The sequence below is a fragment of the Nonomuraea sp. NPDC059023 genome (genome assembly GCF_042740095.1).
Lineage (GTDB): Bacteria > Actinomycetota > Actinomycetes > Streptosporangiales > Streptosporangiaceae > Nonomuraea.
Map to the genome: position 1 here is coordinate 141017 of NZ_JBHYIO010000011.1, position 21736 is coordinate 162752.

Genomic DNA, 21736 nt, shown 5'->3' on the forward strand with positions numbered 1-21736 from the left:
TAAGAACCCACTTATGGCACAAGCTACGAACATCCTGCTCGGCGCGCTCAACGCGTCGGCCACCGGCGACGCCTCGGCGATCCGGAGGTTCTACTCGCCCAACGTGATCGGCTGGAGCGCGGGCGAGGACATCGCCTCGATCGAGGACCTCATCGCCGAGGCCGTCGGCAGGAGCGACGCCCTGTCGGAGATCCAGGTGCGGGCGGTGCCGGTCGAGTTCCCCGGCGGCCCGGTGGTGGCGGAGTGGACGATGACCGCCCTGCACACCGGCCCGCTCAAGCTCGACGACGACCTGGAGATCGAGCCCACCGGTCGCCGCCTGGAGCTGCGCGGCGCGATCTTCGCCGAGCTGACGGACGGCAAGATCGCCGACTTCCGCCAGTACTGGGACCCGGCCGACCTGCTGGAGCAGCTCGGCCTCATGGACGGGGAGTGATCTCCCGCCCGGCGACCAGGGGCGTGGCCCACCGGGTCGCCGGATCGGCGTCGAGCAGCACGGCCCGGACGAACGCGCTGAGCGGCACGGCCAGGATCGCGCCCAGCGCGCCCAGCACGTAGGCCCACACCAGCAGCGACAGCATGGTCAGCGTGGTCGACAGCCCGGCCGAGGCTCCGGCGTACCTGGGCTGGATGACCGACTGGATCACGAAGTTGAGCACGCAGTAGACGGCGATGACCCACAGCATGGTGGACGGGCCCGACGCCAGCAGCGCCAGGAGCGCCGGTGGCACCAGCCCGATGATGAAGCCGACGTTGGGGATGTAGTTGGTGATGAAGGCCAGAAGTCCCCACAGCAACGGCAGCGGAACCCCGAGGATCGCCAGCGCCACCGTGTCGAGCACGGCCACGATCAGCCCGAACAACGTCGAGACGACCAGGTAGTTGCAGGTGCCCTTGGCGAACCCGGCCAGCGCCGAGACCAGCGGCGACGGCGACAGCCGTTGGATCGCCCCGTGCATGAACCTCGCGTCCAGGCTCATCCCGAACAACAGCAGCACGATCAGCACCACTGCCGACATCACGCCGAGCAGCCCGGTCAGGATGCCCTGCGCGGCTCTGACGAGCTGGCCCATGTCCAGCCCGCTGAAGATCGCCTTGGCCTGCTCCGAGGTGATCCCGAGCCGCCCGAGCGCGGCAGTGAGCGACGTCAGCAGCTCCTGGTACTTGGCGGCGTAGGTGGGAACCAGCGCGGCGAGCTGGGCGAGCGCCACCACCAGGGAGAGCGCCAGGGCGCCCATGACGACGATGACCGTGGCCAGCGGCACGAACACGGTGACCCAGCCGGGCGCGCCCTTGCGCGCCAGCCATCTGCGCAGCGGGCTGACCGCGATGGTCAGCGTGAGCGCGAGGAAGGCGGGCCCGATGATCTGACTCATGTGCTTGATCCCGGCGAGCGCGACGACGGCGGCGGCGGTGCCGATCAGCAGGCGCAGGCCACGGGACAGTTGCATGGCCGCTACGTTATGGCAGCTCACGACAGCGAAGCGTGGTCAACGCGCCGACCATTATCCTGCGTGGCGTGCGCGACATCACTGTCTTCAGCGGAAGTGCCCACCCCGAACTGGCCGAGGAGATCTGCGCCCATCTGGGCACGCCCTTGCACCCGGTCAGCGTGAAACGGTTCGCCAACGACGTCCTGGAAGTGCAGCTGCAGGCCAACTGCCGCGAGCGCGACGTGTATCTGATCCAGCCCCTGGTTCCGCCCACGCAGGAACACCTGGTGGAACTCCTGCTCATGCTGGACGCCGCGCGCGGCGCCTCGGCCGCCAGGATCACGGTCGTCCTCCCCCACTACGCCTACGCCCGCTCCGACAAGAAGGACGCCCCGCGCATCTCCATCGGCGCCCGGCTCGTGGCCGACCTCATGGTGGCCGCGGGAGCGGGCCGCGTGCTGACGATGACGCTCCACTCGCCGCAGGTTCACGGCTTCTTCAGCGTGCCGGTCGACCACCTGCACGCGCTGCGGGAGCTGGCCGCGCACTTCCGGCGGAACGACCTGTCCAACACGGTCGTGGTCTCCCCCGACCTGGGCAACGCCAAGGAGGCGGCGGCCTTCGCCCGGCGGCTCGGCGCCGACGTCGCGATGGGCGCCAAGCAGCGTTTCAGCGACGACCGCGTGGTGATCAGCTCGGTGATCGGCGACGTCGCCGGCAAGGACGTGATCGTGCTCGACGACGAGATCGCCAAGGGCACCACGATGATCGAGCTGCTCGACCGGCTGAAGGAGCGCGGCGTCAACAGCGTCCGCGTGGCCTGCACCCACGGCCTGTTCTCCAGCGGGGCGATCGAACGGCTCGGCGACCGGCCCGAGGTCGAGGAGATCGTCTGCACGAACACCGTGCCCGGCCACAAGTCCGGCGGCAAGCTGACCGTCCTGTCCATCGCGCCCGCATTGGCCGAGGCGATGCGCCGCATCCACGAGGGCGAGTCGGTCAGCGCCCTGTTCGGCGCCTGACATGCACACCGAGACGGACCAACTGCTCACGCGCTTCCTCGGCGAGATCAGGCGGGAGGTCCCGCTGCTCGCCCTGTGGGCGCACGGCTCGCTCGGCGCCGGCGACTACCAGCCGGGCCGCAGCGACCTCGACCTGATCGCCGTCGTCGAATCCCCGGTCACCGACCCGGCCCGCCTGGAGGAGATCCACCGCGGCTTCCCCGAGCTGCTCCACTGCTCCTACATCGTCCGCGACACGCTGCCCGACCTGACCGCGCAGCACCTCACCGCCGCGCACGGCGAGCTGTTCCACCGCCCCGTCACGGCCGTGACCCGCCGCGAGCTGCACTCCAGCCCCGTCGAGCTGTACGGCACCGCCGTACCGGACCTGCTTCCCGAGGTCAGCGACGCCGAACTGCACGCGTTCATCCGCGCCGACCTGGCCGACTTCTGGCTGCTCAAGACCGATGGCTTCAAGCGCTGGCTGCAGGACATCTGGGTCGACCTCGGCCTGATCACGGTGGCCAGGGCGACCGTCACGCTCAGGGACAACCGCCTGATCACCAAGCGGGAGGCGTTCGACGTGCTGGCCGAGCTGGGCGCGCCGGAGCGGGTGGTGGCCGACATCAGGGCCCGCCGCTACGGCACGCCCGGCCCCAAGCTCGGCCGCGCCCGCCGGGCGATGCTGGCCCGCTCGTTCATCCGCGCCACGATCCACCGCACGCTGGCCTGAAGACCGCCTGGAGCGAGGCGCTTACAGGGCGGTGGCCAGCCTGGCCAGGGCGTCGGCGATCTGCTTCTTGGTCAGGCCGCGCTCGCGCCGCTGGTACGTGTACACCTCCGGGGCCAGCGGCGCGAGCAGCACGTCCACCAGCGCGTCGGGTCCCGGCGTGCCGGCGGCGGTCAGCAGCGAGCGCACGTGCACGCGCCAGAAGCCGTAGGCCCCGGTCTCGAAGCGCTGCCTGCCCACCTCGGTCCCCAGCACCAGGTGGGCGTGGTCCTCCAGCAGGTCGCACATCGCCGCGTAGAAGGCGGCCAGCCGCTCGGCCGGCGGCGCGCCGGGGCCCAGCGGCGGCGGGCCCTGCATGAGCCGCTCCTGCAGCGCGCGCTCGTGCTCGTCCAGCAGCGCGACGGCGATGGCGGCCCGGTCGGGGTAGCGGCGGTACAGGGTGCCCCGCCCGACGCCCGCCGCCTTGGCGATCTCGTCCATGGTGACGTCCTGCGGCGGCCGGCCGGCGAACAACTCCGCCGCCGCCCGCAGAATCTTGGCCCGGTTGCGGGCGGCATCGGCTCTTTCCATACCCAGGAATATATCCGGACAGTGCGTCCGTTTAAGCGGACAGTCCGTCCACTTAACTCGGAGAGTCCCATGCTGCTTCACCTGGACGCCAGCGCCCGCCGTACCTCCTTCTCCCGTGAGCTGTCGCGTGCCTATGCCGACGCCTGGCGCGCCGCCCACCCCGGCGCCGGATACCTCTACCGCGACCTGGCCGCCGACCCGGTCCCGCACATCACCGAGGCCTGGACCGAGTTGTGCGACCACGTGCTCCGGCACGAGATCACCGACATCTCCCGGTACGGCGAGGCCGTCTCCACCCCCGCCCAGAACGAGGCCTGGCAGACGCTCAAGCCGCTGCTCGACGAGGTGGTCGCCGCCGACGTCGTGCTGATCGGGACCCCGATGTACAACTACTCGATCCCGTCGTCGCTGAAGGCCTGGCTCGACCAGATCACCTTCCCGAAGATGTCGCTGCGCGGCCGCCGCTTCGTGGTGACCTCCGCTCGCGGCGGCGCCTACGGACCGGGGACCGTCCGCGAGCCCATGGACTACCAGGAGCGCTACCTGCGCGACTTCTTCAAGGGCCACTTCGACGTGGAGGACGTCTCCTTCATCAGCACCGAACTGGCCAACGCCCTGATCGACCCGCGGCTGTCGCACCTGCGCGAGCAGCACGAGGAGTCGCGCCGTGCCGCGCTCAAGGAGGCGTCCAAGTGAACTGGCTCATCCTCGCCCTGGCCGGCCTGGTCGAAGTGGCCTGGTCACAGAGCATCAAGCCCACCCAGAACTTCACCCGGCCCATCCCCACCCTGGTCAGCCTGCTGCTGATGGCGGCGGCGGTGTTCCTGCTGTCGCTGGCCATGAACACGCTGCCCGTCGGCACCGCCTACGCGGTCTTCACCGGCATCGGCGCCGTGGGCGCGATCGTCCTCGGCATCGTGCTCAACGACGACCCGGTGTCCGTGGGCAGGATGGCGGCGCTGGCGCTGATAGTCAGCGGGATAGTGTTGGCGCGAGTAACGACCTGACCCCTCCGAAAGGCATGCGCATGGGTGAGATTCGGGAGTCCTACCTGATCGCCGCCGGCTCGGCGGTCGCGCTGCTCGGCCACCCCGCGGTCGCCGCCGCGTGGGAGAAGCCGAGCGCGCTGACCGAGTTCAGCGTCCGCGGACTGGCCGGACATCTGGGTCACCAACTGGTCAGGGTGGACGAGGTCCTGCCACGACCGGGTCTCCAGCCGCCCATCGCGCTCATCGAGCACTACATCAGTTCGCCCTGGGTCGAGGCCGGGCTCGACCACGAGAGCAACCTGACCATCCGGCAGGGCGGCGAGTCGATCGCCGCCTGCGGTCCCGGCGTGCTGGCCGGCCGGATGGCCGAGGTGCTCGCCCACCTCACCGCGGCGCTGCCCGCGGAACCGGCCGACCGGGTCGTGCACCTCGACTGGAACGGCTGGTCGCTGCGGCTGGACGACTTCCTGCTCACGCGGCTCATGGAGATCGTCGTGCACTCCGACGACCTGGCGGCCAGCGTGGGGCTCGAGACGCCGGAGCTGCCGGATTCGGTGATCGATCCGGTCGTCGACCTGCTGGCGCGGCTGGCCGTACACCGGCATGGGGCCACGGCGGTCATCCGCACGCTGAGCAGGGCCGAGCGGGCGCCCGCCACCATCAGCGCCTTCTAGCCCTGCCAGGTGTCACCGGCTCATCTGGTTGATGAGCCGGTGCGGATCAGCGGAAGTCGTGGGCGTGGTCGGCCGCCCATCGGGCGAACGAGGTGGGCGGACGGCCCGTGAGGCGTTCGAAGGCGTCCGAGCCGGGGACCCGGCCGCTCCCTCCGGACGACGTGCCGTAAAGGTCCAGCAGCCAGTCGATCACCTCGTGGTCGACGCCCTGCTCGGGGTCGTACCACTCCGCTCGCGCCTGCTCAGGCGTCAGCTCCACGAAGCGGACCTCCTCCCCGATCGCCTCGCCGACGAGCCGCACCTGCTCGGCCACTGTCAGGGCCTCGGGGCCGGCGAGGACGTAGATCTGCCCGGCATGCCCCTCTTCGAGCAGGGCGCGAGCGGCCACCAGCGCGATGTCGGCCTCATGCGTCGGCCTGGTGACCGCCTCGCCGAATGGCCGTCGCACCTCGCGCTTTTCCCGGATGTCCGCGGCGTAGTCGAGCCAGTTGGCGGCGAACTCGCCGGGCCGTACGAGCGTCCATTCCAGACCGGACTCCTGGACCGCGACCTCCACCGCGCGGTATCCGCCCTCCTCGTCGTCGGCCTCCTCCTCGGCCAGCGCTCCGGACAGGACGACGATGCGCCGCACCCCGGCCCGCCTGGCCATCGCGACCACCTCCCTGGCCGTCTCCGCCACCGGGAACAGGTACATGCGCTCGACACCCTTGAGCGCCTCCGCCAGGGACTCGGGGTTCTCCAGGTCGCCGCGTACCACCTCCGCCCCCTCCGGCAGCCCGGCGCTCTCCGGGCGGCGCGTCAGCGCCCGCACGCGTGCGCCCGCCCGCAGCAGTTCGGCCACGACGCCGCGCCCGACCCGGCCCGTCGCTCCCGTCACCAGTACCGTCATCGCCGGCCCTCCCTGCCGCTCACCTGGAAGTCCGCCCTGTGGTCGCGCGCCCACTGTGCGAACGTACGGGGCGGCCGTCCGGTGAGGCGTTCATAGGTGTCGGTGGCGGGTATCAGCTCCGGCTCGTCGGCCAGGGCCGCTCGCAACTCCAGCACCCAGTCCAGGAGCTCGTGGTCGACGCCCTGCTCGGGGTCGTACCACTCCGCTCGCGCCTGCTCAGGCGTCAGCTCCACGAAGCGGACCTCCTCCCCGATCGCCTCGCCGACGAGCCGTACCTGCTCCAGCTGGGTGACCTTCTCCGGCCCCGTGATGGTGTACGCGGCCCCGAGGTGCTCGTCGGTGAGCAGCGCGGCGACCGCGATCTCCGCCACGTCGGCCTCGTGCACGAGCGCGCTGCCCGATTTCGGGTACGGCGCGCGCACCGCACCGGTGCCGCGGATCTCCTCAGCCCAGTCGAGCGCGCCACTGGCCAGCAGACCGGGGCGGACATGCGTCCACTCGGCCCCACTGGCCTCGACGGCCAGCTCGACCATGCGATGCCCGTCGCGCTCCTCATCAAGGTGGCGCCGCAGCGCGGACCCATGCGGTTGGCCGGGACCCTGCGCCGGGGCCGGGTCGAAGCCGGCGGCCACCGCCGAGTGGACCACGAACCTGCGCGTCCCCGCCGCGACCGCCGCCTCGACGAAGCTCCCGCCGGCGAACGGGAACAGATGCACCCGCTCCACCCCGTCAAGCACGGCCGCCCATGTCTCCGGCCGTTCGAAGTCCCCCTGGACCACTTCGGTCCCTGCCGGAAGCAGAGCCGCGGCGGCCTGCGAGTCACGGGCCATCGCGCGTACGCGCTGACCGGCGCCGACCAGCCCGGCGACCACCCTCCTGCCGACTTTTCCGCTCGAACCTGTTACCAACAGCGTCACGTAGACTCCTCTGCGGTTACCTGAAGGTTGCCGGGGAACCGCCGCGCCCGTGCCCGCGTTCGCGGCGGTTCCGTTGTCCCGGAGGATGCTAGGACGGATTTCGATTTTTCGCCTATGGACCGATCCACGGCCCTCGAACGGACACCGGCTGAGCTAGAGCCGATACCTCCGGGCGGCGACGGGCGAGCCCAGCCCGTGCAGGACGACGCTGCCGAGCACAGTGATCACCAGTGCCGTCAGCACGGGAATGGAAACGTCGTCGTGCAGTTCGTTGAAGGCCAGGAGCCCGAACACGATCGACGTCGTCCCACGCGGCCCGAGCGATCCGATGAGCAGCCCTTCCTTGGCAGGCACTCCGGACCCGATGAGCGACAACATCACCGGCGCGATCCGCAGCACTGTCAGCGCTGCCACGCAGAACACCAGCAGCCTCCAGTCCACACCTCCCCACAGCGCGAACAAGGCCGCCGTCCCGAAGACGAACCACATGACGACTCCGAGCAGAAAGCCGATGTCGTCGATCAGTTCCATCTCCCGGCGCGTCTCTTCGTTCTGCCGTACGGCATGGAAGACGAACCCGCACACGAACGACGCGACGAACCCGTTGCCGCCGATGGCCACCGCGGTGCCGTACGTCAGCAACGGCGCCGCGACCACGACCAGCCGCTTCGACTGGGTGCTCATGAACCCCGCCCGTCCGGCGCGGCTCACCAAGAAGCCCAGCAGCGCCCCCAGCGCGAGGCCCACCAGGATCGCCTTCGCAGCCGAAGGCCAGGCCGAACCCAGTGCGTCCCCCGGCGTCTGTGTCTTCGTGCCGTCTCCCGCCAGGACCAACGCGAAGAGGATGATCGGCGACACGACCCCGTCGTTGTATCCGCCCTCCACGTTGAGCACGTCTTTCACCCGCGCCGGCAGCCGCGGATCCCGCAGAATCGCCTGCGCGGGCGCGTAGTCGGTGGGCATCACCACGCACGCGATCACCAGCAGCACGGGCCACGCCACCTCCGGCAGCAACCACCACCCCACGGCCACGGTGAGCGCCAGGCTCAAGGGCAGCGCGATCAGCAGAACCCGTAGCGCCGCGCCGGGACTGCGGCCCAACATCCCGTCCCGGACGTCGGCCGCGTCGATGAACAACAGCACCGCCAGAATGATCTCCGCCGCCCGCAACGCCGCGTGCGTGTTGAGCGTCTCCCCGATGCTGTCGCGAACCGTCAGTCCCACGAGCGCCCCCGCCACCACCGCGACAACGGGCGCGGTGAGCCGCCATTGCTCGAACTTCCGGGCCATCAGGGACCAGACGACGAGTGTGGCGCCAACGGCGATGATCGAGGAAATCACGACCGGTATCGTCGCAGGTCCGCACCCTGATCTCAGCGCGCCGCACGGTACGCCGCGGACTTGGCGGGACTGCGCCGGAGTCCTGGGCTGCCGTCGAAGCCGACGGCAGCCCAGGAGACGGCGCATCTCTAGGACACGATCGAGCGAAGGGCCGTGACGACGTCGCGGCCCTTCATCGCGCTCGCGGGGTCGAGCAGCCACTGGCCCAGCAGCCCGGTCAGCATGGCCTGGTAGAACGTGCCGACCAGGCGGGCGCGCTCCGGTTCGGCGGCCGGGTCGATGCCCTGGAACAACTCCGCCAGCCCCGTACGCGCCTCGCCCATGACGCCGATCAGCTGGGCGCGCACCTCCGGCAGATGGTCGATCTGCCCGAGCAGGTCGAACTGTGTGACCCAGAGCGGCCGCATGCGCTCGAACGATTCCACGACCCGGTCCCAGGCGCTCTCGAAACGTTCGAGCGGGGTGACGTCCGGCTTGAGGTCGGCGGTGAGCGTGGCCCCGAGCTCGTCGCCCCATTCGCGCATGGCCTCGAACAACGCCTCGTTCATGAGCGTGTCCTTCGAGCCGAAGTGGTAGCCGATCGCGGCCAGGCTCACACCCGAGGCGTTGGCGATGTCGCGCGCCGTCGTGCGCGAGTAGCCCTTCTCCAGCAGACAGCTCTTGGCACCGGCCAGCAGTTCCTCGCGATTTCCCATGGCGGAAGATTAGCACGAACGTCTTGCACATATGTCTTAGACGCATGTACCGTTCAGGGCATGACGAACATCCTGATCTCCGGCGCCAGCGTCGCCGGCACCGCGACCGCCTACTGGCTGCGCCGCCACGGCTTCACCGTCACCGTCGTCGAGCGGGCCCCCGAGATCCGCAGGGGCGGCTACAAGGTCGACATCCGGGGCGCCGGGCTCACCGTGATCGAGCGGATGGGGCTGCTGGAGGCCGTGCGGGCGCACAGCACCGAGATGACGATCGCGACCAACTACGACGCCCGCGGCCGGGTCATGGCCACCATGGACGCCGACCTGTTCGGCGGCCGGCAGAAGGACGACGCCGAGATCATGCGCGGCGACCTCACCGATTTGCTCTACGAGCTGACCCGCGACGAGGTGGAGTACGTGTTCGACGACTCCATCACCGCCATCGGCGAGGACGGGACCGTCACCTTCGAGCGCTCGGCCCCGCGCCGCTTCGACTACGTGGTGGGCGCCGACGGCGTGCACTCCAACGTCCGCAGGCTCGCGTTCGGCGAGGAGAAGCAGTTCGCCCGCGACCTCGGCTACCAGATCGCGATCGCCACCGTGCCCAACCACCTGGGCCTGGACCGCGAGGAGGCGGTGCACCTGGCGCCGGGCCGTACCGCCAACGTCTACAGCACCAAGCAGGACGGCGACGCCAAGGCGCTGTTCATGTGGTCGGGCGAGCAGGACGTGCACGAGGCCTTCGCCGGGGTCGGCTGGGAGGTGCCCAAGCTGCTGGAGGCGGTGCGGCGGTCGGACGACTTCTACCGCGACACGCTCACCCAGATCCACATGGACTCCTGGTCGAAGGGGCGCGTGGTGCTGGTCGGCGACGCCGGCTACTGCACCTCGCCCGCCTCCGGCCAGGGGACCAGCCTGGCGCTGGTCGGCGCGTACGTCCTGGCGGGCGAGCTGGCCGGCGGCTCGCTGGAGGGCTACGAGCGCGAGATGCGGCACTTCGTCGAGGAGAACCAGAAGCTCGGCCCGACGAACATCAAGGGCATCGTCCTGGCGTCGGCCGGCATGATCTGGTTCCAGCTCAAGATGATCAAGCTGCTCCCCCGCCTGCCCTGGAAGGACGCGATGATCGACCGCATCGCGGGCGGCATCGGCCGGGCGGCCAACGCCATCTCACTCAAGAATTATGTGGAATAAAGCGTTCCGTTCTGTTAGAGTGATATCAGAACGTTCCGTTCCGCACTCTTCAGAAGGAGCTTCCCATGACTTTCCTCGTCACCGGCGCCACCGGTACCGTCGGCCGCAACGTCGTCGCCGAGCTGCTCGAGGCCGGCCACCAGGTGCGGGCGCTGACCAGGAACCCCGAGAAGGCCGGTCTGCCCGAGGGCGTCGAGGTCGTCGCCGGCGACCTCGCGCAGCCCGAGACCCTCGACGCCGCCTTCGCCGGCGTCACCGCCGTCCATCTGATCAACTTCGCCGGCGACAACTACGAGCCGCTGGAGAACGGCGACCTGATCGTCAAGCTGGCCGAGAAGCACGGCGTACGGCGGGCCACCGTCCTCGGCGGTCGCGCCGACGGCCCCCTGGAGCAGGCGCTGACCGGAAGCGAGCTGGAGTGGACGCTGCTCAGCCCGGTCGAGTTCATGTCGAACACGAAGCAGTGGTGGGCCGAGACGATCCGCGCCGGCGAGGTCATCAAGGAGCCGTTCGGCGGGCGGCTCAGCGCGATGGTGCACGAGCGCGACATCGCCGCGGTGGCGGCCAAGGTCCTCGTCGACGGCGGTTACGACGGCGAGGAGCTCGTGCTGACCGGCCCCGAGGCGGTCACCACCGAGGAGAAGGCCCGCCAGCTCGGCGCGGCCATCGGCAAGGAGGTCGCCTTCGAGGAGCTGACCGAGGCCGGGGCGCGCGAGATGTGGGCTGCCAAGGGCATGGGCCCCGAGCTGATCGAGTTCCTGGTCGACGCCCTCGGCAACACCCCCGAGATCGGCTACACCGTGGTCGGCACGGTCGAGCGCGTCACCGGCCGCCCGGCGCGTACCTTCGCCCAGTGGGCGCAGGAGAACGCGGCCGCTTTCTGAGCCATCGGGGGGCTCTCTCCGGAGAGCCCCCCGCTCACCTACTTCCAGCGCTTCACCACGGAGTCTTCCGGCCGGTCCAGCAGCGGCGCCTTCTCGCCGCGCAGGTGCCTGTCCAGGAAGGCTCCTACGTATGTCCGGGTCAGCAGGAGCCCGCGGGCGCCGCCGATCTCGGAGTCGGGCAGGCCGATCTGCGGCTGCAGGACGCCGTAGTCGGTGAAGCTCGCGTGGACGCTGCCGTCGATCGTCAGCCAGCGCTTCCAGCCCTTCATGTTCGCGAACGCCCGGCCCCAGGTCTCGTCCCTACCGGTCGGCTCGTGCGAGGCGGGGTTGCCCAGCAGCAGGAACGGCCGCGCGATCCGTCCGGGAACCGGGTTGAACGTGCCGTCCAGGTTGACGCCCACCCTGATCCGCCGGTCGGCGCGCATCGCGTGCGCGGTGGTGTTGCCGCCCATCGACATGCCCACCATCGCGACGTCGCCCACCCGCCACCGCTTCTTCACCTCGTCCAGCACGAACCGGACGTCCTTCACCCGGCTCGCCGCCACCTTCGCCTGGTCCTGGCCCTTGACGCAGGCCAGGCAGGTCGTGGTCCGGCCGTCGGGGAAGGTCGCGACGGCCTCGTAGGTGTGCTCGACCGCGGCCACGAGATAGCCGCGGCTGGCGAAGTCCTCGGCCAGCGTGGTCATCGTCGCCCTCGGCCAGCTGAACCCCGGCGACATCAGCACCAGCGGCAGCCGTCCCTCGCGGGGCACGGCATCGGTGGTGGCATGCGTCCTCGTCCGCGCGAGGATCTCCGGCGGGACCTCCGGGAACGGCTTCAGGATCAGCGCCGACTCCTGCGGGGTCAGGTACCGCACCGGCTTCCCGCCCGCCTTCCCGGCCGGATACCAGACCGAGACCAGCAGCTCGCGGCTCTTGGCCGCCGGGTTCCACGGATCGGGTCTGGAGGAGTCCACAAGATGCAGGGTGGACATGCCCACGGGGGCCTCGCCGGTGGGCCGCGGCAGCTCCGGCGTGGTGGCGGCCTGGGCGGCGGCGCCGTTCACGAGGGTCAGCGCGGCGGCGGTCACCAGGATCAGTGTGCGTTTCATGGCCCCAGACTCGCGGCGGCCCGCCCGATCGCGCCCGCTGCGAACGTCGACCGGCACCCCCTACTTTCGTCGTCATACGCGCAGGTCAACCGGCCATACCCTCGAAGCATGCCCCGTGTCCTCCTCGGCGTCGCGATGTTCGCGCTCACGCTCGGGCCCGCCACCGGTCAGCTCGGCGTGGCCTCCGGGCTGCCGTTGCCGGTGCTGCTCGCGGTCGCCGGCGTCGCGGCCGTCGCCGCCTGGCACGCCCCGCGCGCGTGGTGGCCGCTGGCCGTCGTGGGCGCGGCGGCGTACGCGGGGCTGGGGATCTGGCCGCCGATCATGCTGGCCTCCTACTACGCGGGCACCACGCTGCGGCGCGGCCGTGACGTCGCCGCCTACCTGGGCGCGGCCGTTCTCGTCGTGGCGCTGTCGGTCGCGATCGGCCGGGCGATCGGCGGCGAGCGGGAGATGGTGACGGCCACGCCGGTCAACGCGCTCTTCATGGCCATGCTCACGATCGTCGTGCCGCTGCTGGCCGGGCTGTGGATACGGGCGCGGGCCGAGGTACGCGCCGCCGCCCGCGAGCGCGCGGAACGTCTGGAGCGGGAGCAGGTCATGCGCGCCGAGCAGGCCCGCGCGCACGAACGCGCGCGCATCGCCCGCGAGATGCACGACGTGGTCGCGCACCGCGTCTCGCTGATGGTCCTGCACGCCGGCGCGCTGGAGATGCGCGCCCCCGACGACGGTACGGCGCGGGCCGCCGCGCTGATCGGCGGCATCGGCAGGGAGGCGCTGGCCAACCTGCGCGACGTGCTCGGCGTCCTGCGGCACGACACCTCCCGCGACCCGCAGCCCACGCTCGCCGACCTCGACCGGCTGCTCGACCAGTCCCGCGAGCTGGGCATCGAGGTGACCCGCCGGGACGAGGGCGAACCCCGTCCCCTGCGTGACGCGGTGGAGCGGACGGCGTACCGGATCGTCCAGGAGGCCCTCACCAACGTGCACAAACACAGCGGCGGCGCGCCGACGGCCGTGACCCTCCGCTTCGCCGGCGAAGACCTGGAGATCGAGGTACACAACGCCCGCCCGGCCACGACCGTCCCGGCGCTCGCGCCGTCGGGGTGGGGCCTGGTCGGGCTGCGGGAGCGGGTGGAGCTGATCGGCGGCACGCTCGCGGCCGGCGCCGCACCCGACGGCGGCTTCCGGGTACGCGCCAGGATCCCGGCATGATCCGCGTCCTGGTCGTCGACGACGAGGAACTGGTCAGGTCCGGCCTGCGGATGATCCTGGAGGCGGCGGGCGGCATCTCGGTCGTCGGCGAGGCCCGCGACGGCGAGGAGGCCGTCACCGCGGCGGCCCGGCTGCGTCCCGAGGTGGTGCTCATGGACGTGCGGATGCCCGGCGCCGACGGCCTGACCGCCGCCGCCCGCATCCTGGCCGGGGAGCAAGCACCGAAGGTGGTCATGCTGACCACGTTCGACCTGGACGAGTACGTCCACGAGGCGCTCCGGCTGGGCGCGGTCGGCTTCCTCCTGAAGGACACGCCGCCCAGGGAACTGGCGGCGGCCGTCCGCACCGTGGCCGCGGGACAGGCCATGCTCTCGCCGACGGTGACCAGACGCCTGATCTCCGCCTTCGTCGACCGGGCTCCCTCACGCGCGGACCGGGCCCGCAAGCGGCTCGCCCTGCTCACCGGCCGGGAGGAGGACGTCATCCGCTGCCTGGCCAGGGGCCTGTCCAACGCCGAGATCGGCCGCGAACTCCACCTGACGGAAGCCACGGTCAAGGCCCACGTCAGCCGCGTCCTGGCCAAGCTCGGCCTCACCAACCGGGTCCAGGCCGCCATCCTGGTCCACGACGCGGACCTCGGCTGATCAGGGGGTCAGCGCCGCGTAGTGGCAGGCCTCCTGAGCGGTGGGTACGGCGGGCAGGATCTCCAGCGGCTCGGTCCTGCACCTGGCCGCCACCCCGGCTTCCTCCGCCTTGCCCGAGGCCAGCACCTGGCAGCGCGCGTGGAAGCGGCAGCCGCCCGGGATGCGGGTCGGGTCCGGGGGCTCGCCGGTCAGGATGACGCGTTCCGGCGACTCGGGCAGCACCGACATCAGCGCCTGCGTGTACGGGTGCCGCGGCGCGGTCAGGACCTGCTCGACCGGGCCTGACTCGACGATGCGGCCCAGGTACATGACGGCCACCCGGTCGGCGATGTTCCACGCCAGGCCCAGGTCGTGGGTGACGACCAGGGCCGACAGGCCGAGGTCGGCGCGGAGCCTGAGCATGAGGGCGAGGATCTCGCCGCGTACGGAGGCGTCCAGCGAGGCCACCGGCTCGTCGGCCACCAGGACGCGCGGGTTGAGCGCGAGCGCCCCGGCGATGACGACGCGCTGGCGCTGGCCGCCGGACAGCTCGTGCGGGTAGCGCAGGAAGAAGCGCTCCGGCGGCCGGAGCCCGGCCCGTGACAGTGCCTCGGCGACAACCTTCTCCTCGTCGGGCAGGCCGTGGATGCGCGGGCCTTCCGCGACCGCCTCGTACACGGTGTGGCGGGGGTTGAGCGAACCGGTCGGGTCCTGCAGGACGAGCTGCACCTCGCGCCGGTAGGCCTTGAGCGAGCGGGAGTCGTAGGACAGGGGGGCGCCGCCGTACCGGACGGTGCCGGAGCTCGGACGCTCCAGGCCGAGCAGCGTGCGCGCGAGCGTGGTCTTGCCGCAGCCGGACTCGCCGACCAGCGCGACGATCTCGCCCTCGCCGATGGCCAGGTTCACGCCGTCGACGGCGCGGGCGCGCCGCCCGCGCGAGGCGAAGTCCACGTGCAGGTCCCGCGCCTCCAGCAGCGTGGTGCGGGTGGCGGCCGTCTGTTCCACGGGCGTCTCGGTCTCGGTCATGACGCCTCCTTCACGTGCACGCAGGCAGCGGAACGGCGGGCGCCGGCGGACCAGAGCTCGACGTCCAGGGTCGGGCAGGCCTCGACCGCCACCGGGCACCGGGGATGGAACGAGCAGCCGCCGGGCAACTGCATCGGATCGGGCGGGTCGCCGCCGAGGCCCTTGGGCGCCATGCGGGAGACCGGGTCGCCGACGGTCGGGAAGGCGGCGGCCAGCGCCTTGCTGTAGGGGTGCTTGGCGTCGTGGAAGACCTCGTGGGAGGGGCCGTTCTCGACGATGCGGCCGGCGTACATGACGGCCAGCTCCCCGCACACATCCGCCAGGACCGACAAATCGTGAGAAATCATGATCAGGGAGATGTCCTGAGAGGCCACCAGCTCCTTGATCAACGTCAGCACCTGAGCCTGGACCATCACGTCGAGCGCGGTCGTCGGCTCGTCGGCGATGATCAACCGGGGCTCGCAGGCCAGCGCCATCGCGATCATGACCCGCTGCCGCTGCCCGCCGGACAGCTCGTGCGGGTAACTGCGCGCCCGCCAGGACGGCAGCCCCACCTGGTCGAGCAGTTCGGCGACCCGCTTGCGCGCGCCCTCCGGCCTGGCCAGGCCGTGCACCAGCAGCGGCTCGGCGATCTGGTCGCCGATGCGGCGTACCGGATTGAGGCCGTGCTGCGCGCCCTGGAAGACGATCGACGCCTCCGCCCAGCGCACCGCCCGCAGGCGGCCCCACTTCATGGTCAGCACGTCCTCGCCGTCGAGCAGGATCTTGCCGGTGACGCGGGCGTCGGCGGGCAGCAGCCGCAGCAGCGACATGGCCAGCGTCGACTTGCCCGATCCCGACTCGCCCGCGACGCCCAGCGCCGCGCCCGCCGCCAGCTTCAGCGAGACCCCGCGTACCGCCGGGACCTCGCCGGAGGCGATCCGGTAGGTGACGGAGACGTCGTCCAGTTCGAGCAGGCTCATCGCAACCTCGGGTTCAGCACGGCTTCCAGGGCCCGGCCGACCAGCGTGAACGCCATCACGACGGCGACGATGCACAGGCCGGGGATGACGATGTACCACCAGGCGCCGTTGGAGGCGGCGTTCCAGTCGTAGGAGCCGCGCAGCATGGTCCCCCACGACGTCTTGTTGGAGCTCACGCCGAGGAAGGCCAGCGTGGACTCGGTGACGATCGCGCTGGCCACCTCCAGCGTCGTGCTGGCCAGCAGCAGGGGCGCCACGTTCGGCAGCACGTGCTTGGTCATGATGTGCCAGTGCCCCGCGCCGAGTGCCTTCGAGCGCTCGATGTACGGCCGCGCCTCCACCGCCAGCGTCTGCGCCCTGATCAGCCGCGCCGTGGACGGCCACGCCGTGACCCCGATCGCCACGATGATCGTCGTCATGCTGCCGCCCAGGATGGCGGCCAGCACCAGCGCGGTCACCAGCGACGGCAGCACCAGGAACCAGTCGGTGACCCGCATCAGCGTGGCGCCGATCCAGCCACGGAAGTGCCCGGCGGCGATCCCGATCACGGTGCCGATGACCATGGCGAGCGCGGCGGCCAGGAACCCGATGAGCAACGAGGTCCGCGAACCCCACCAGATCAGCTCCAAAATGGAGCGCCCGGACTCGTCGTTGCCCAGCGCGCTGTCCGTGCCGGGCGCGCCCCACCTCGTCCCGGTGCCCGAGACCACGCTGGTCACGCTGTCGTCGATGAACAGCGGCGCGATCAGCGCCAGCACCACCGCGACCACCAGGATGCCCAGCCCCACGACACCGGCCGGCTGCCGGCGGAACATGGTCCAGAACCGGCCGAACGCCATCTTCCTGCGCGTCCACGCGACCGTGGTCATGCCGACCTCACCCTCGGGTCGAGGACGTGATAGACCACGTCGGCCAGCGTGTTCATCAGGATCACCGAGACGCACAGCAGCATGAACGTGCCCTGCATCAGCGTGAAGTCCGGCACCTTGATCGCCCGGTAGAACAGCTGCCCGAGTCCCGGCCAGGTGAAGATGGCCTCCACCGTGACCGCGCCGCCCACGACGAAGCCGATGCGCATGAAGACCAGCGTCACGGTCGGGAGCAGGGCGTTGGGCACGGCGTGGCGGCGCCGCACCTGATCGTCGCGCAGGCCCTTGGCCCGTGCGGTGGTGATGTAGTCCTGACCGACCTCGTCCAGCAGCGACGAGCGCATGACCAGCAGGTATTGGGCGTAGACGACGCCGACCATCGTGAGCACGGGCAGCACCATGTGCATGCCGACGTCCAGGACGTAGGCGAAGCCGTCGGGGGCGTCCACACTCTCGATGCCGCGGGTGGGGAAGATGCCCGGGATCGGGCCGATCCCGTTGCCCAGCGCCATCATCAGCAGCAACCCGAGCCAGAACGTCGGCACCGACCAGAAGATCAGCGAGGTGCTGGTGGAGAAGCGGTCGAAGCGGCTGCCGCGCCGCCAGCCCGCCTTGGTGCCCTGCCAGACGCCGAGGCCGACGGCGACCACCAGAGCCGTGCCCGCCAGGAGGATCGTGGCCGGCAGACGGTCCAAGATCAGGTCGAGGACCGGGCGCTTGTACTCGTAGGAGGTGCCCAGGTCCAGCCGGAGCGTGCCGGTCAGGAAGTCGAGGAACTGGTCGAACAGCGGCTTGTCGAGCCCGAGCCGGCGGCGTTCGAGGTCGAGCTGGGCCGGTGTCATGTTCCTGCCCTGGGCCAGGGCCCGCACCGGGTCGCCCGGCAGCATCCGGAACAGGAAGAACGTGCCGATGATCACCATGCCGATGCTGAGCACTGCCCCGCCCGCCTTGACCGCCGCGTAGCGCAGCGTTCCCCGGTAGGCGGGGCGCTCGTCACCGGGGCCCGCCGCCTGCTCGGCGGCGGGCTCGATGGCTTCGAGCGGTGCTGTCATTCGCGTTCGTCCGCGACGCCCTTGCGCCGCCTGACCAGGAAGAATCCGGCGCCGCCGACCACGATGACCGCGGCCACGATGCCGATGATCAGGCCGGTGCTGGAGCCGCCCGCGCCAGAACCGGAGGCGCCGGCCGCGGTGGCCTTGGCGTCCAGCGTGTAGAAGGGCCAGAAGCTGCTGCCGCCGTAGATGATGCCGTCGCCCTCGGGGATCGAGGTGACGCTGGTGATCGTGCTCTTGCGGTAGCCCTCAAGGTCGTTCGGGTAGTAGATCGCGATCACCGGGGCGTCGGTGTAGAGCTTCTTCTGCATCTGCTTGATGATCTCGGCGCGCTTGGGGCGGTCGAGCTCCTTCAGCTGATCCTGGTAGAGCTTCTCGAAGTCGGGGTTGCAGTAGAAGGACTCGGTGCCGCCGCCCTCGCCGGCCGCGTTCGGCCGCCGGCTGCACAGGTGCGTGGCCAGGACCTCTTCGGGGTCGGGGTTGACCGACCAGCCGCTGATCGCGATGTCGAACAGGCCGGTGACGCCGGTCTCCTCGGTGAACTTGCTGGAGTCCAGCCGGTTCGTGGTCAGCGTGATGCCGACCTCCTTGAAGAACCCGGTCAGGTACTCGGCCAGCTTGTCCTCGACGGGGGTGTCGGTGTGGATGCTGAAGCGGAACTCGAGCTTCTTCTTGCCGTCGGGCATCGTGCGGACGCCGTCGGCGCCCTTCTTGTAACCGGCGTCGTCGAGGATCTTGTTGGCGGCGGCCGGGTCGTAGGAGATCTTCTCCTCGCCGGCGGCCTCCCAGAAGAAGTCCGTGTACATCGGCGGCACGATCGAGCCGTCGGCCGGCTTGGCCAGGCCGTTCTGCACGTCCGCGACGAGCTTGGCCTTGTCGATCGCGTGGTGCAGCGCGGTGCGGACCTTCGGGTCCTTCAGCGCCGGGTGGCCGTCACCGACGGGCTTGTCGTCGGTGGTGGTGGCGCCGTGGTTGATCTGCAGGTACGCCGAGCGCCTGCCCTGCTTGTTCCACTGCTCGATGTTCGCGTCACCGGCGAGCGCCTGGAAGTCGGAGGGAGCGAGGCGGCCGATGAGGTCGATGTCGCCCTTCTTCAGCCCGACGATCGCGGCGGCCGGGTTGTCATAGAAGATGACCTGCAGCTCGTCGATCTTGGGCTTGCCCCGCCAGTAGTCGGGGTTGGCCTTCAGCTTGACGTACTGGTCCTTCTTGTGTTCCGTCGCGATGTACGGCCCGCTGCTGACGGTCGGATACTGGTCGGCCTCGAACTTGGCGATGTCGGCGACGCTCTCCCACTTATGCTTCGGCATGATCGGGATCGGGTTCTCCAGCATCGAGGCCTGCGGGGCCTTGAGCTTGATGGTGAGGTCCTGGCCCGAGGCGGTGACGCTCTCGAAGTTCTCGACGGCCGGGCCGTTGGCGGTCTTGGCCGCCTCGTCCGTCATGATCTTGTTGAAGGTCCAGGCGGCGTCGTCGGCGGTGATCGGCGTGCCGTCCGACCACTTCGCCTGCCGGATCTTGAACGTCCAGGTGAGGCCGTCCGGCGACGACGTCCACGATTCGGCCAGGTCGGGGCTGGGCTTCAAGGTCTTGGAGTCGGGGACCGTGAGGAAGCCGAACATCCAGCGGTGAACCGAGGTCGAGATCAGCCGGACCGCGAGAAAGGGATTCATCGAGTCGACGGCCTGGGTCGCGCCAACGCGGACGATCTTCTTCCCCGCCGCCGGTTCCTGAGCAAGGGCCATTTGACCCTGACCTGCTATGACAAGTGCCACGCTCAGCGCCGACAGGCGCGCGAGCCATCTCTTCATGTGTGCCTCACCTTCAGGCGGGGGGTTCCCTGTGTAGAGAAAGGCACACCATCCCGTAGTCGCGTGTCAACGAGTGGCGGAAAATTGTTTCATTCTCGTTTCCTGGAGCGGTGTTAATTTTCAAAGACCTGCCCGGCGTCGACCTTGAGATGGCGATCCACCTGCACGGCCTCCAGCATGCGCCGGTCATGGGTCACCAGCAGCAGCGTGCCGGGGTAGCTCGCCAGCGCCGACTCCAGCTGCTCGATCGCCGGCAGGTCGAGGTGGTTCGTGGGTTCGTCGAGCACCAGCAGGTTGACGCCCCTGGCCTGCAGAAGCGCCAGCGCCGCGCGGGTCCGCTCGCCGGGTGAGAGCGTCGCGGCGGCGCGCGGCACATGCCCCGCCCGCAGCCCGAACTTGGCCAGCAGCGTACGCGCCTCACCCGGAACCAGCCCAGCTTCGCGGGTGAAGGCGTCGATCAGCGGCTCCTCGCCCACGAACAGCCCTCTGGCCTGGTCCACCTCACCGACCACGACACCGGGACCCAGCGCCGCGTGGCCCTCGTCCAGGGGAACGCGGCCGAGCAGCGCGCCGAGCAACGTCGTCTTGCCGGAGCCGTTGGCCCCGGTGATCGCCACGCGCTCCGCCCAGCCGATCTCCAGGTCGACCGGGCCCAGGGTGAAGCCGCCCCGCCGGACCACGCCCTGGCGTACCGTGGCCACGACGGCGCCCGCGCGGGGGGCGACGGCGATCTCCATCCGCAGCTCCCACTCCTTGCGCGGCTCCTCCACGACGTCCAGGCGCTCGATCATCTTCTCGGTCTGCTTGGCCTTCGCCGCCTGCTTCTCGGTGGTCTCGATGCGGGCGTTGCGTCCGATCTTGTCGTTGTCGGGCATCTTGCGGCGGGCGTTCTTGACGCCCTTCTCCATCCACGCCCGCTGCGTGCGCGCGCGGGCCTCCAGCCCGGCGCGGGTGTCGGCATACTCCTCGTACTGCTCGCGCGCATGCCTGCGGGCCACCTCGCGCTCGTCCAGATAAGCCTGGTAACCGCCTCCGTACAGGTTGACCTGCTGCTGGGCCAGGTCCAGCTCCAGCACCTTCGTCACGGTCCTGGCCAGGAACTCACGGTCGTGCGAGACCACCACGGTGCCCGCCCGCAGCCCCCGCACGAACGTCTCCAGCCGGTCGAGCCCGTCGAGGTCGAGGTCGTTGGTGGGCTCGTCGAGCAGGAACAGGTCATACCGGCTGAGCAGCAGAGACGCCAGCCCGGCCCGAGCCGCCTGCCCGCCGGACAGCGTCGTCATGGGCTGATCCAGGTCGATCTTCAGCCCCAGCTCAGCGGCCACTTCCTCGGCCCGCTCGTCCAGGTCCGCGCCACCCAGCGACAACCAGCGCTCCAGGGCGACGCTGTAGACGTCGTCGGCGCCCGGGGCCTGCTCCACGATGGCCTGAGTGGCCGCGTCGAGATCCTTCTGCGCCTTCGTCACGCCCGTACGCCTGGCCAGGAACGCCCTGACCGTCTCCCCCGGCCGGCGCTCCGGCTCCTGCGGCAGGTGGCCGACGACGGCCGTGGCCGGGCTCAGCCGTATCTCGCCCTCCTCCGGCGCGTCGATCCCGGCGAGCATCCGCAGCAACGTCGACTTGCCCGCGCCGTTGGCGCCGACCAGCCCGATCACGTCACCCGGCCCCGCCACCAGGTCGAGCCCGGAGAACAACACCCGCTCCCCGTGCCCCGCCGCCAGATTCTTCACTACCATCGTCGCGCTCACGTGCATTGATGCTAGCCAGCCGCGC

General features: G+C 70.5%; 23 protein-coding genes. 10 read left to right on the forward strand and 13 right to left on the reverse strand.

The features are described 5' to 3' along the window. The first annotated feature begins 13 nt into the window (after positions 1–13). Positions 14–436, forward strand: a complete 423-nt coding sequence (locus ACFWYW_RS20555) for an ester cyclase (RefSeq protein ID WP_379615174.1) — start codon at positions 14–16, stop codon at positions 434–436. Here the strand turns inward: ACFWYW_RS20555 and ACFWYW_RS20560 are convergent. After that, on the reverse strand, positions 420–1451 hold the full coding sequence (locus ACFWYW_RS20560; protein ID WP_379615176.1) for an AI-2E family transporter: 1032 nt from the start codon (positions 1449–1451) through the stop codon (positions 420–422). The two genes, ACFWYW_RS20555 and ACFWYW_RS20560, sit on opposite strands and share 17 nt — an antisense overlap. Positions 1452–1519: 68 nt before the next feature. Between ACFWYW_RS20560 and ACFWYW_RS20565 the strand changes: the two genes are divergently transcribed. Further along, positions 1520–2455 (forward strand): ribose-phosphate diphosphokinase, encoded by a 936-nt coding sequence (locus ACFWYW_RS20565; RefSeq protein ID WP_379615178.1) that lies wholly within the window; start codon positions 1520–1522, stop codon positions 2453–2455. 1 nt (position 2456) lies between these two features. Beyond that, positions 2457–3167: a nucleotidyltransferase domain-containing protein gene (locus ACFWYW_RS20570; RefSeq protein WP_379615180.1), complete on the forward strand. Its 711-nt coding sequence runs from the start codon at positions 2457–2459 to the stop codon at positions 3165–3167. Positions 3168–3188: 21 nt separating this feature from the next. Here the strand turns inward: ACFWYW_RS20570 and ACFWYW_RS20575 are convergent, their stop codons facing one another. Then, positions 3189–3734 carry a TetR/AcrR family transcriptional regulator gene (locus ACFWYW_RS20575; RefSeq protein ID WP_379615182.1) on the reverse strand — a complete coding sequence of 182 codons (546 nt, stop codon included), beginning with the start codon at positions 3732–3734 and terminating at the stop codon, positions 3189–3191. A 69-nt stretch (positions 3735–3803) separates the two neighbouring features. Between ACFWYW_RS20575 and ACFWYW_RS20580 the strand changes: the two genes are divergently transcribed. From ACFWYW_RS20580 to ACFWYW_RS20590, 3 genes are read left to right on the forward strand one after another with little or no spacing between them, the layout of a single operon-like run. Next, positions 3804–4430, forward strand: coding sequence for an FMN-dependent NADH-azoreductase (locus ACFWYW_RS20580; protein ID WP_379615184.1), 627 nt, complete (start codon positions 3804–3806; stop codon positions 4428–4430). After that, positions 4427–4741 (forward strand): DMT family transporter, encoded by a 315-nt coding sequence (locus ACFWYW_RS20585; protein WP_379615186.1) that lies wholly within the window; start codon positions 4427–4429, stop codon positions 4739–4741. Before ACFWYW_RS20580 ends, ACFWYW_RS20585 begins: the two co-directional genes overlap by 4 nt. 20 nt (positions 4742–4761) lie before the next feature. After that, positions 4762–5397, forward strand: coding sequence for a maleylpyruvate isomerase N-terminal domain-containing protein (locus tag ACFWYW_RS20590; protein WP_379615188.1), 636 nt, complete (start codon positions 4762–4764; stop codon positions 5395–5397). A gap of 46 nt (positions 5398–5443) precedes the next feature. Here ACFWYW_RS20590 and ACFWYW_RS20595 read toward each other — a convergent pair whose 3' ends face one another. From ACFWYW_RS20595 to ACFWYW_RS20610, 4 genes are all read right to left on the reverse strand, one after another. Further along, a complete protein-coding gene (locus tag ACFWYW_RS20595; protein WP_379615189.1) occupies positions 5444–6286 on the reverse strand; it encodes an NAD(P)H-binding protein in 843 nt (280 codons plus the stop codon). Then, the gene (locus ACFWYW_RS20600; protein WP_379615190.1) at positions 6283–7203 is read right to left on the reverse strand and encodes an NAD(P)H-binding protein; all 921 of its coding nucleotides are present in this window, start codon (positions 7201–7203) and stop codon (positions 6283–6285) included. The genes ACFWYW_RS20595 and ACFWYW_RS20600 overlap by 4 nt, the downstream gene beginning before the upstream one ends. Before the next feature lie 153 nt (positions 7204–7356). Continuing rightward, positions 7357–8544: a cation:proton antiporter gene (locus ACFWYW_RS20605; RefSeq protein ID WP_379615191.1), complete on the reverse strand. Its 1188-nt coding sequence runs from the start codon at positions 8542–8544 to the stop codon at positions 7357–7359. A gap of 128 nt (positions 8545–8672) precedes the next feature. Then, the gene (locus ACFWYW_RS20610) at positions 8673–9239 is read right to left on the reverse strand and encodes a TetR/AcrR family transcriptional regulator (RefSeq protein WP_379615192.1); all 567 of its coding nucleotides are present in this window, start codon (positions 9237–9239) and stop codon (positions 8673–8675) included. Positions 9240–9299: 60 nt separating this feature from the next. Here ACFWYW_RS20610 and ACFWYW_RS20615 point away from each other — a divergent pair, with 60 nt between their 5' ends. Both ACFWYW_RS20615 and ACFWYW_RS20620 read left to right on the forward strand, forming a co-directional pair. Continuing rightward, a complete protein-coding gene (locus ACFWYW_RS20615) occupies positions 9300–10433 on the forward strand; it encodes an FAD-dependent monooxygenase (RefSeq protein WP_379615194.1) in 1134 nt (377 codons plus the stop codon). Positions 10434–10498: 65 nt separating this feature from the next. After that, entirely contained in the window at positions 10499–11317 is an 819-nt protein-coding gene (locus ACFWYW_RS20620; RefSeq protein ID WP_379615196.1) for an NAD(P)H-binding protein, read from the forward strand. 38 nt (positions 11318–11355) lie between these two features. On the opposite strand, the gene ACFWYW_RS20625 is transcribed toward ACFWYW_RS20620, so the two are convergent. Then, positions 11356–12408, reverse strand: a complete 1053-nt coding sequence (locus ACFWYW_RS20625) for an alpha/beta hydrolase family protein (RefSeq protein ID WP_379615198.1) — start codon at positions 12406–12408, stop codon at positions 11356–11358. 108 nt (positions 12409–12516) lie between these two features. On the opposite strand from ACFWYW_RS20625, the gene ACFWYW_RS20630 reads away from it, so the two are divergent. Then, on the forward strand, positions 12517–13620 hold the full coding sequence (locus tag ACFWYW_RS20630; protein WP_379615200.1) for a sensor histidine kinase: 1104 nt from the start codon (positions 12517–12519) through the stop codon (positions 13618–13620). Continuing rightward, positions 13617–14264: a response regulator gene (locus ACFWYW_RS20635; RefSeq protein ID WP_379615202.1), complete on the forward strand. Its 648-nt coding sequence runs from the start codon at positions 13617–13619 to the stop codon at positions 14262–14264. The genes ACFWYW_RS20630 and ACFWYW_RS20635 overlap by 4 nt, the downstream gene beginning before the upstream one ends. On the opposite strand, the gene ACFWYW_RS20640 is transcribed toward ACFWYW_RS20635, so the two are convergent. The 6 genes from ACFWYW_RS20640 to ACFWYW_RS20665 form a co-directional block, all read right to left on the reverse strand. Then, a complete protein-coding gene (locus ACFWYW_RS20640; protein WP_379615204.1) occupies positions 14265–15269 on the reverse strand; it encodes an ABC transporter ATP-binding protein in 1005 nt (334 codons plus the stop codon). Beyond that, a complete protein-coding gene (locus ACFWYW_RS20645) occupies positions 15266–16231 on the reverse strand; it encodes an ABC transporter ATP-binding protein (protein ID WP_379615206.1) in 966 nt (321 codons plus the stop codon). Before ACFWYW_RS20645 ends, ACFWYW_RS20640 begins: the two co-directional genes overlap by 4 nt. Next, positions 16228–17100, reverse strand: coding sequence for an ABC transporter permease (locus ACFWYW_RS20650; protein ID WP_379615209.1), 873 nt, complete (start codon positions 17098–17100; stop codon positions 16228–16230). Before ACFWYW_RS20650 ends, ACFWYW_RS20645 begins: the two co-directional genes overlap by 4 nt. Further along, positions 17097–18152: an ABC transporter permease gene (locus ACFWYW_RS20655; RefSeq protein WP_379615211.1), complete on the reverse strand. Its 1056-nt coding sequence runs from the start codon at positions 18150–18152 to the stop codon at positions 17097–17099. Before ACFWYW_RS20655 ends, ACFWYW_RS20650 begins: the two co-directional genes overlap by 4 nt. Further along, positions 18149–19963: an ABC transporter substrate-binding protein gene (locus ACFWYW_RS20660; protein ID WP_379615213.1), complete on the reverse strand. Its 1815-nt coding sequence runs from the start codon at positions 19961–19963 to the stop codon at positions 18149–18151. The genes ACFWYW_RS20655 and ACFWYW_RS20660 overlap by 4 nt, the downstream gene beginning before the upstream one ends. 113 nt (positions 19964–20076) lie before the next feature. After that, complete coding sequence (locus ACFWYW_RS20665) at positions 20077–21711, reverse strand: ABC-F family ATP-binding cassette domain-containing protein (RefSeq protein WP_379615215.1); 1635 nt, start codon at positions 21709–21711, stop codon at positions 20077–20079. Positions 21712–21736 lie beyond the last annotated feature (25 nt).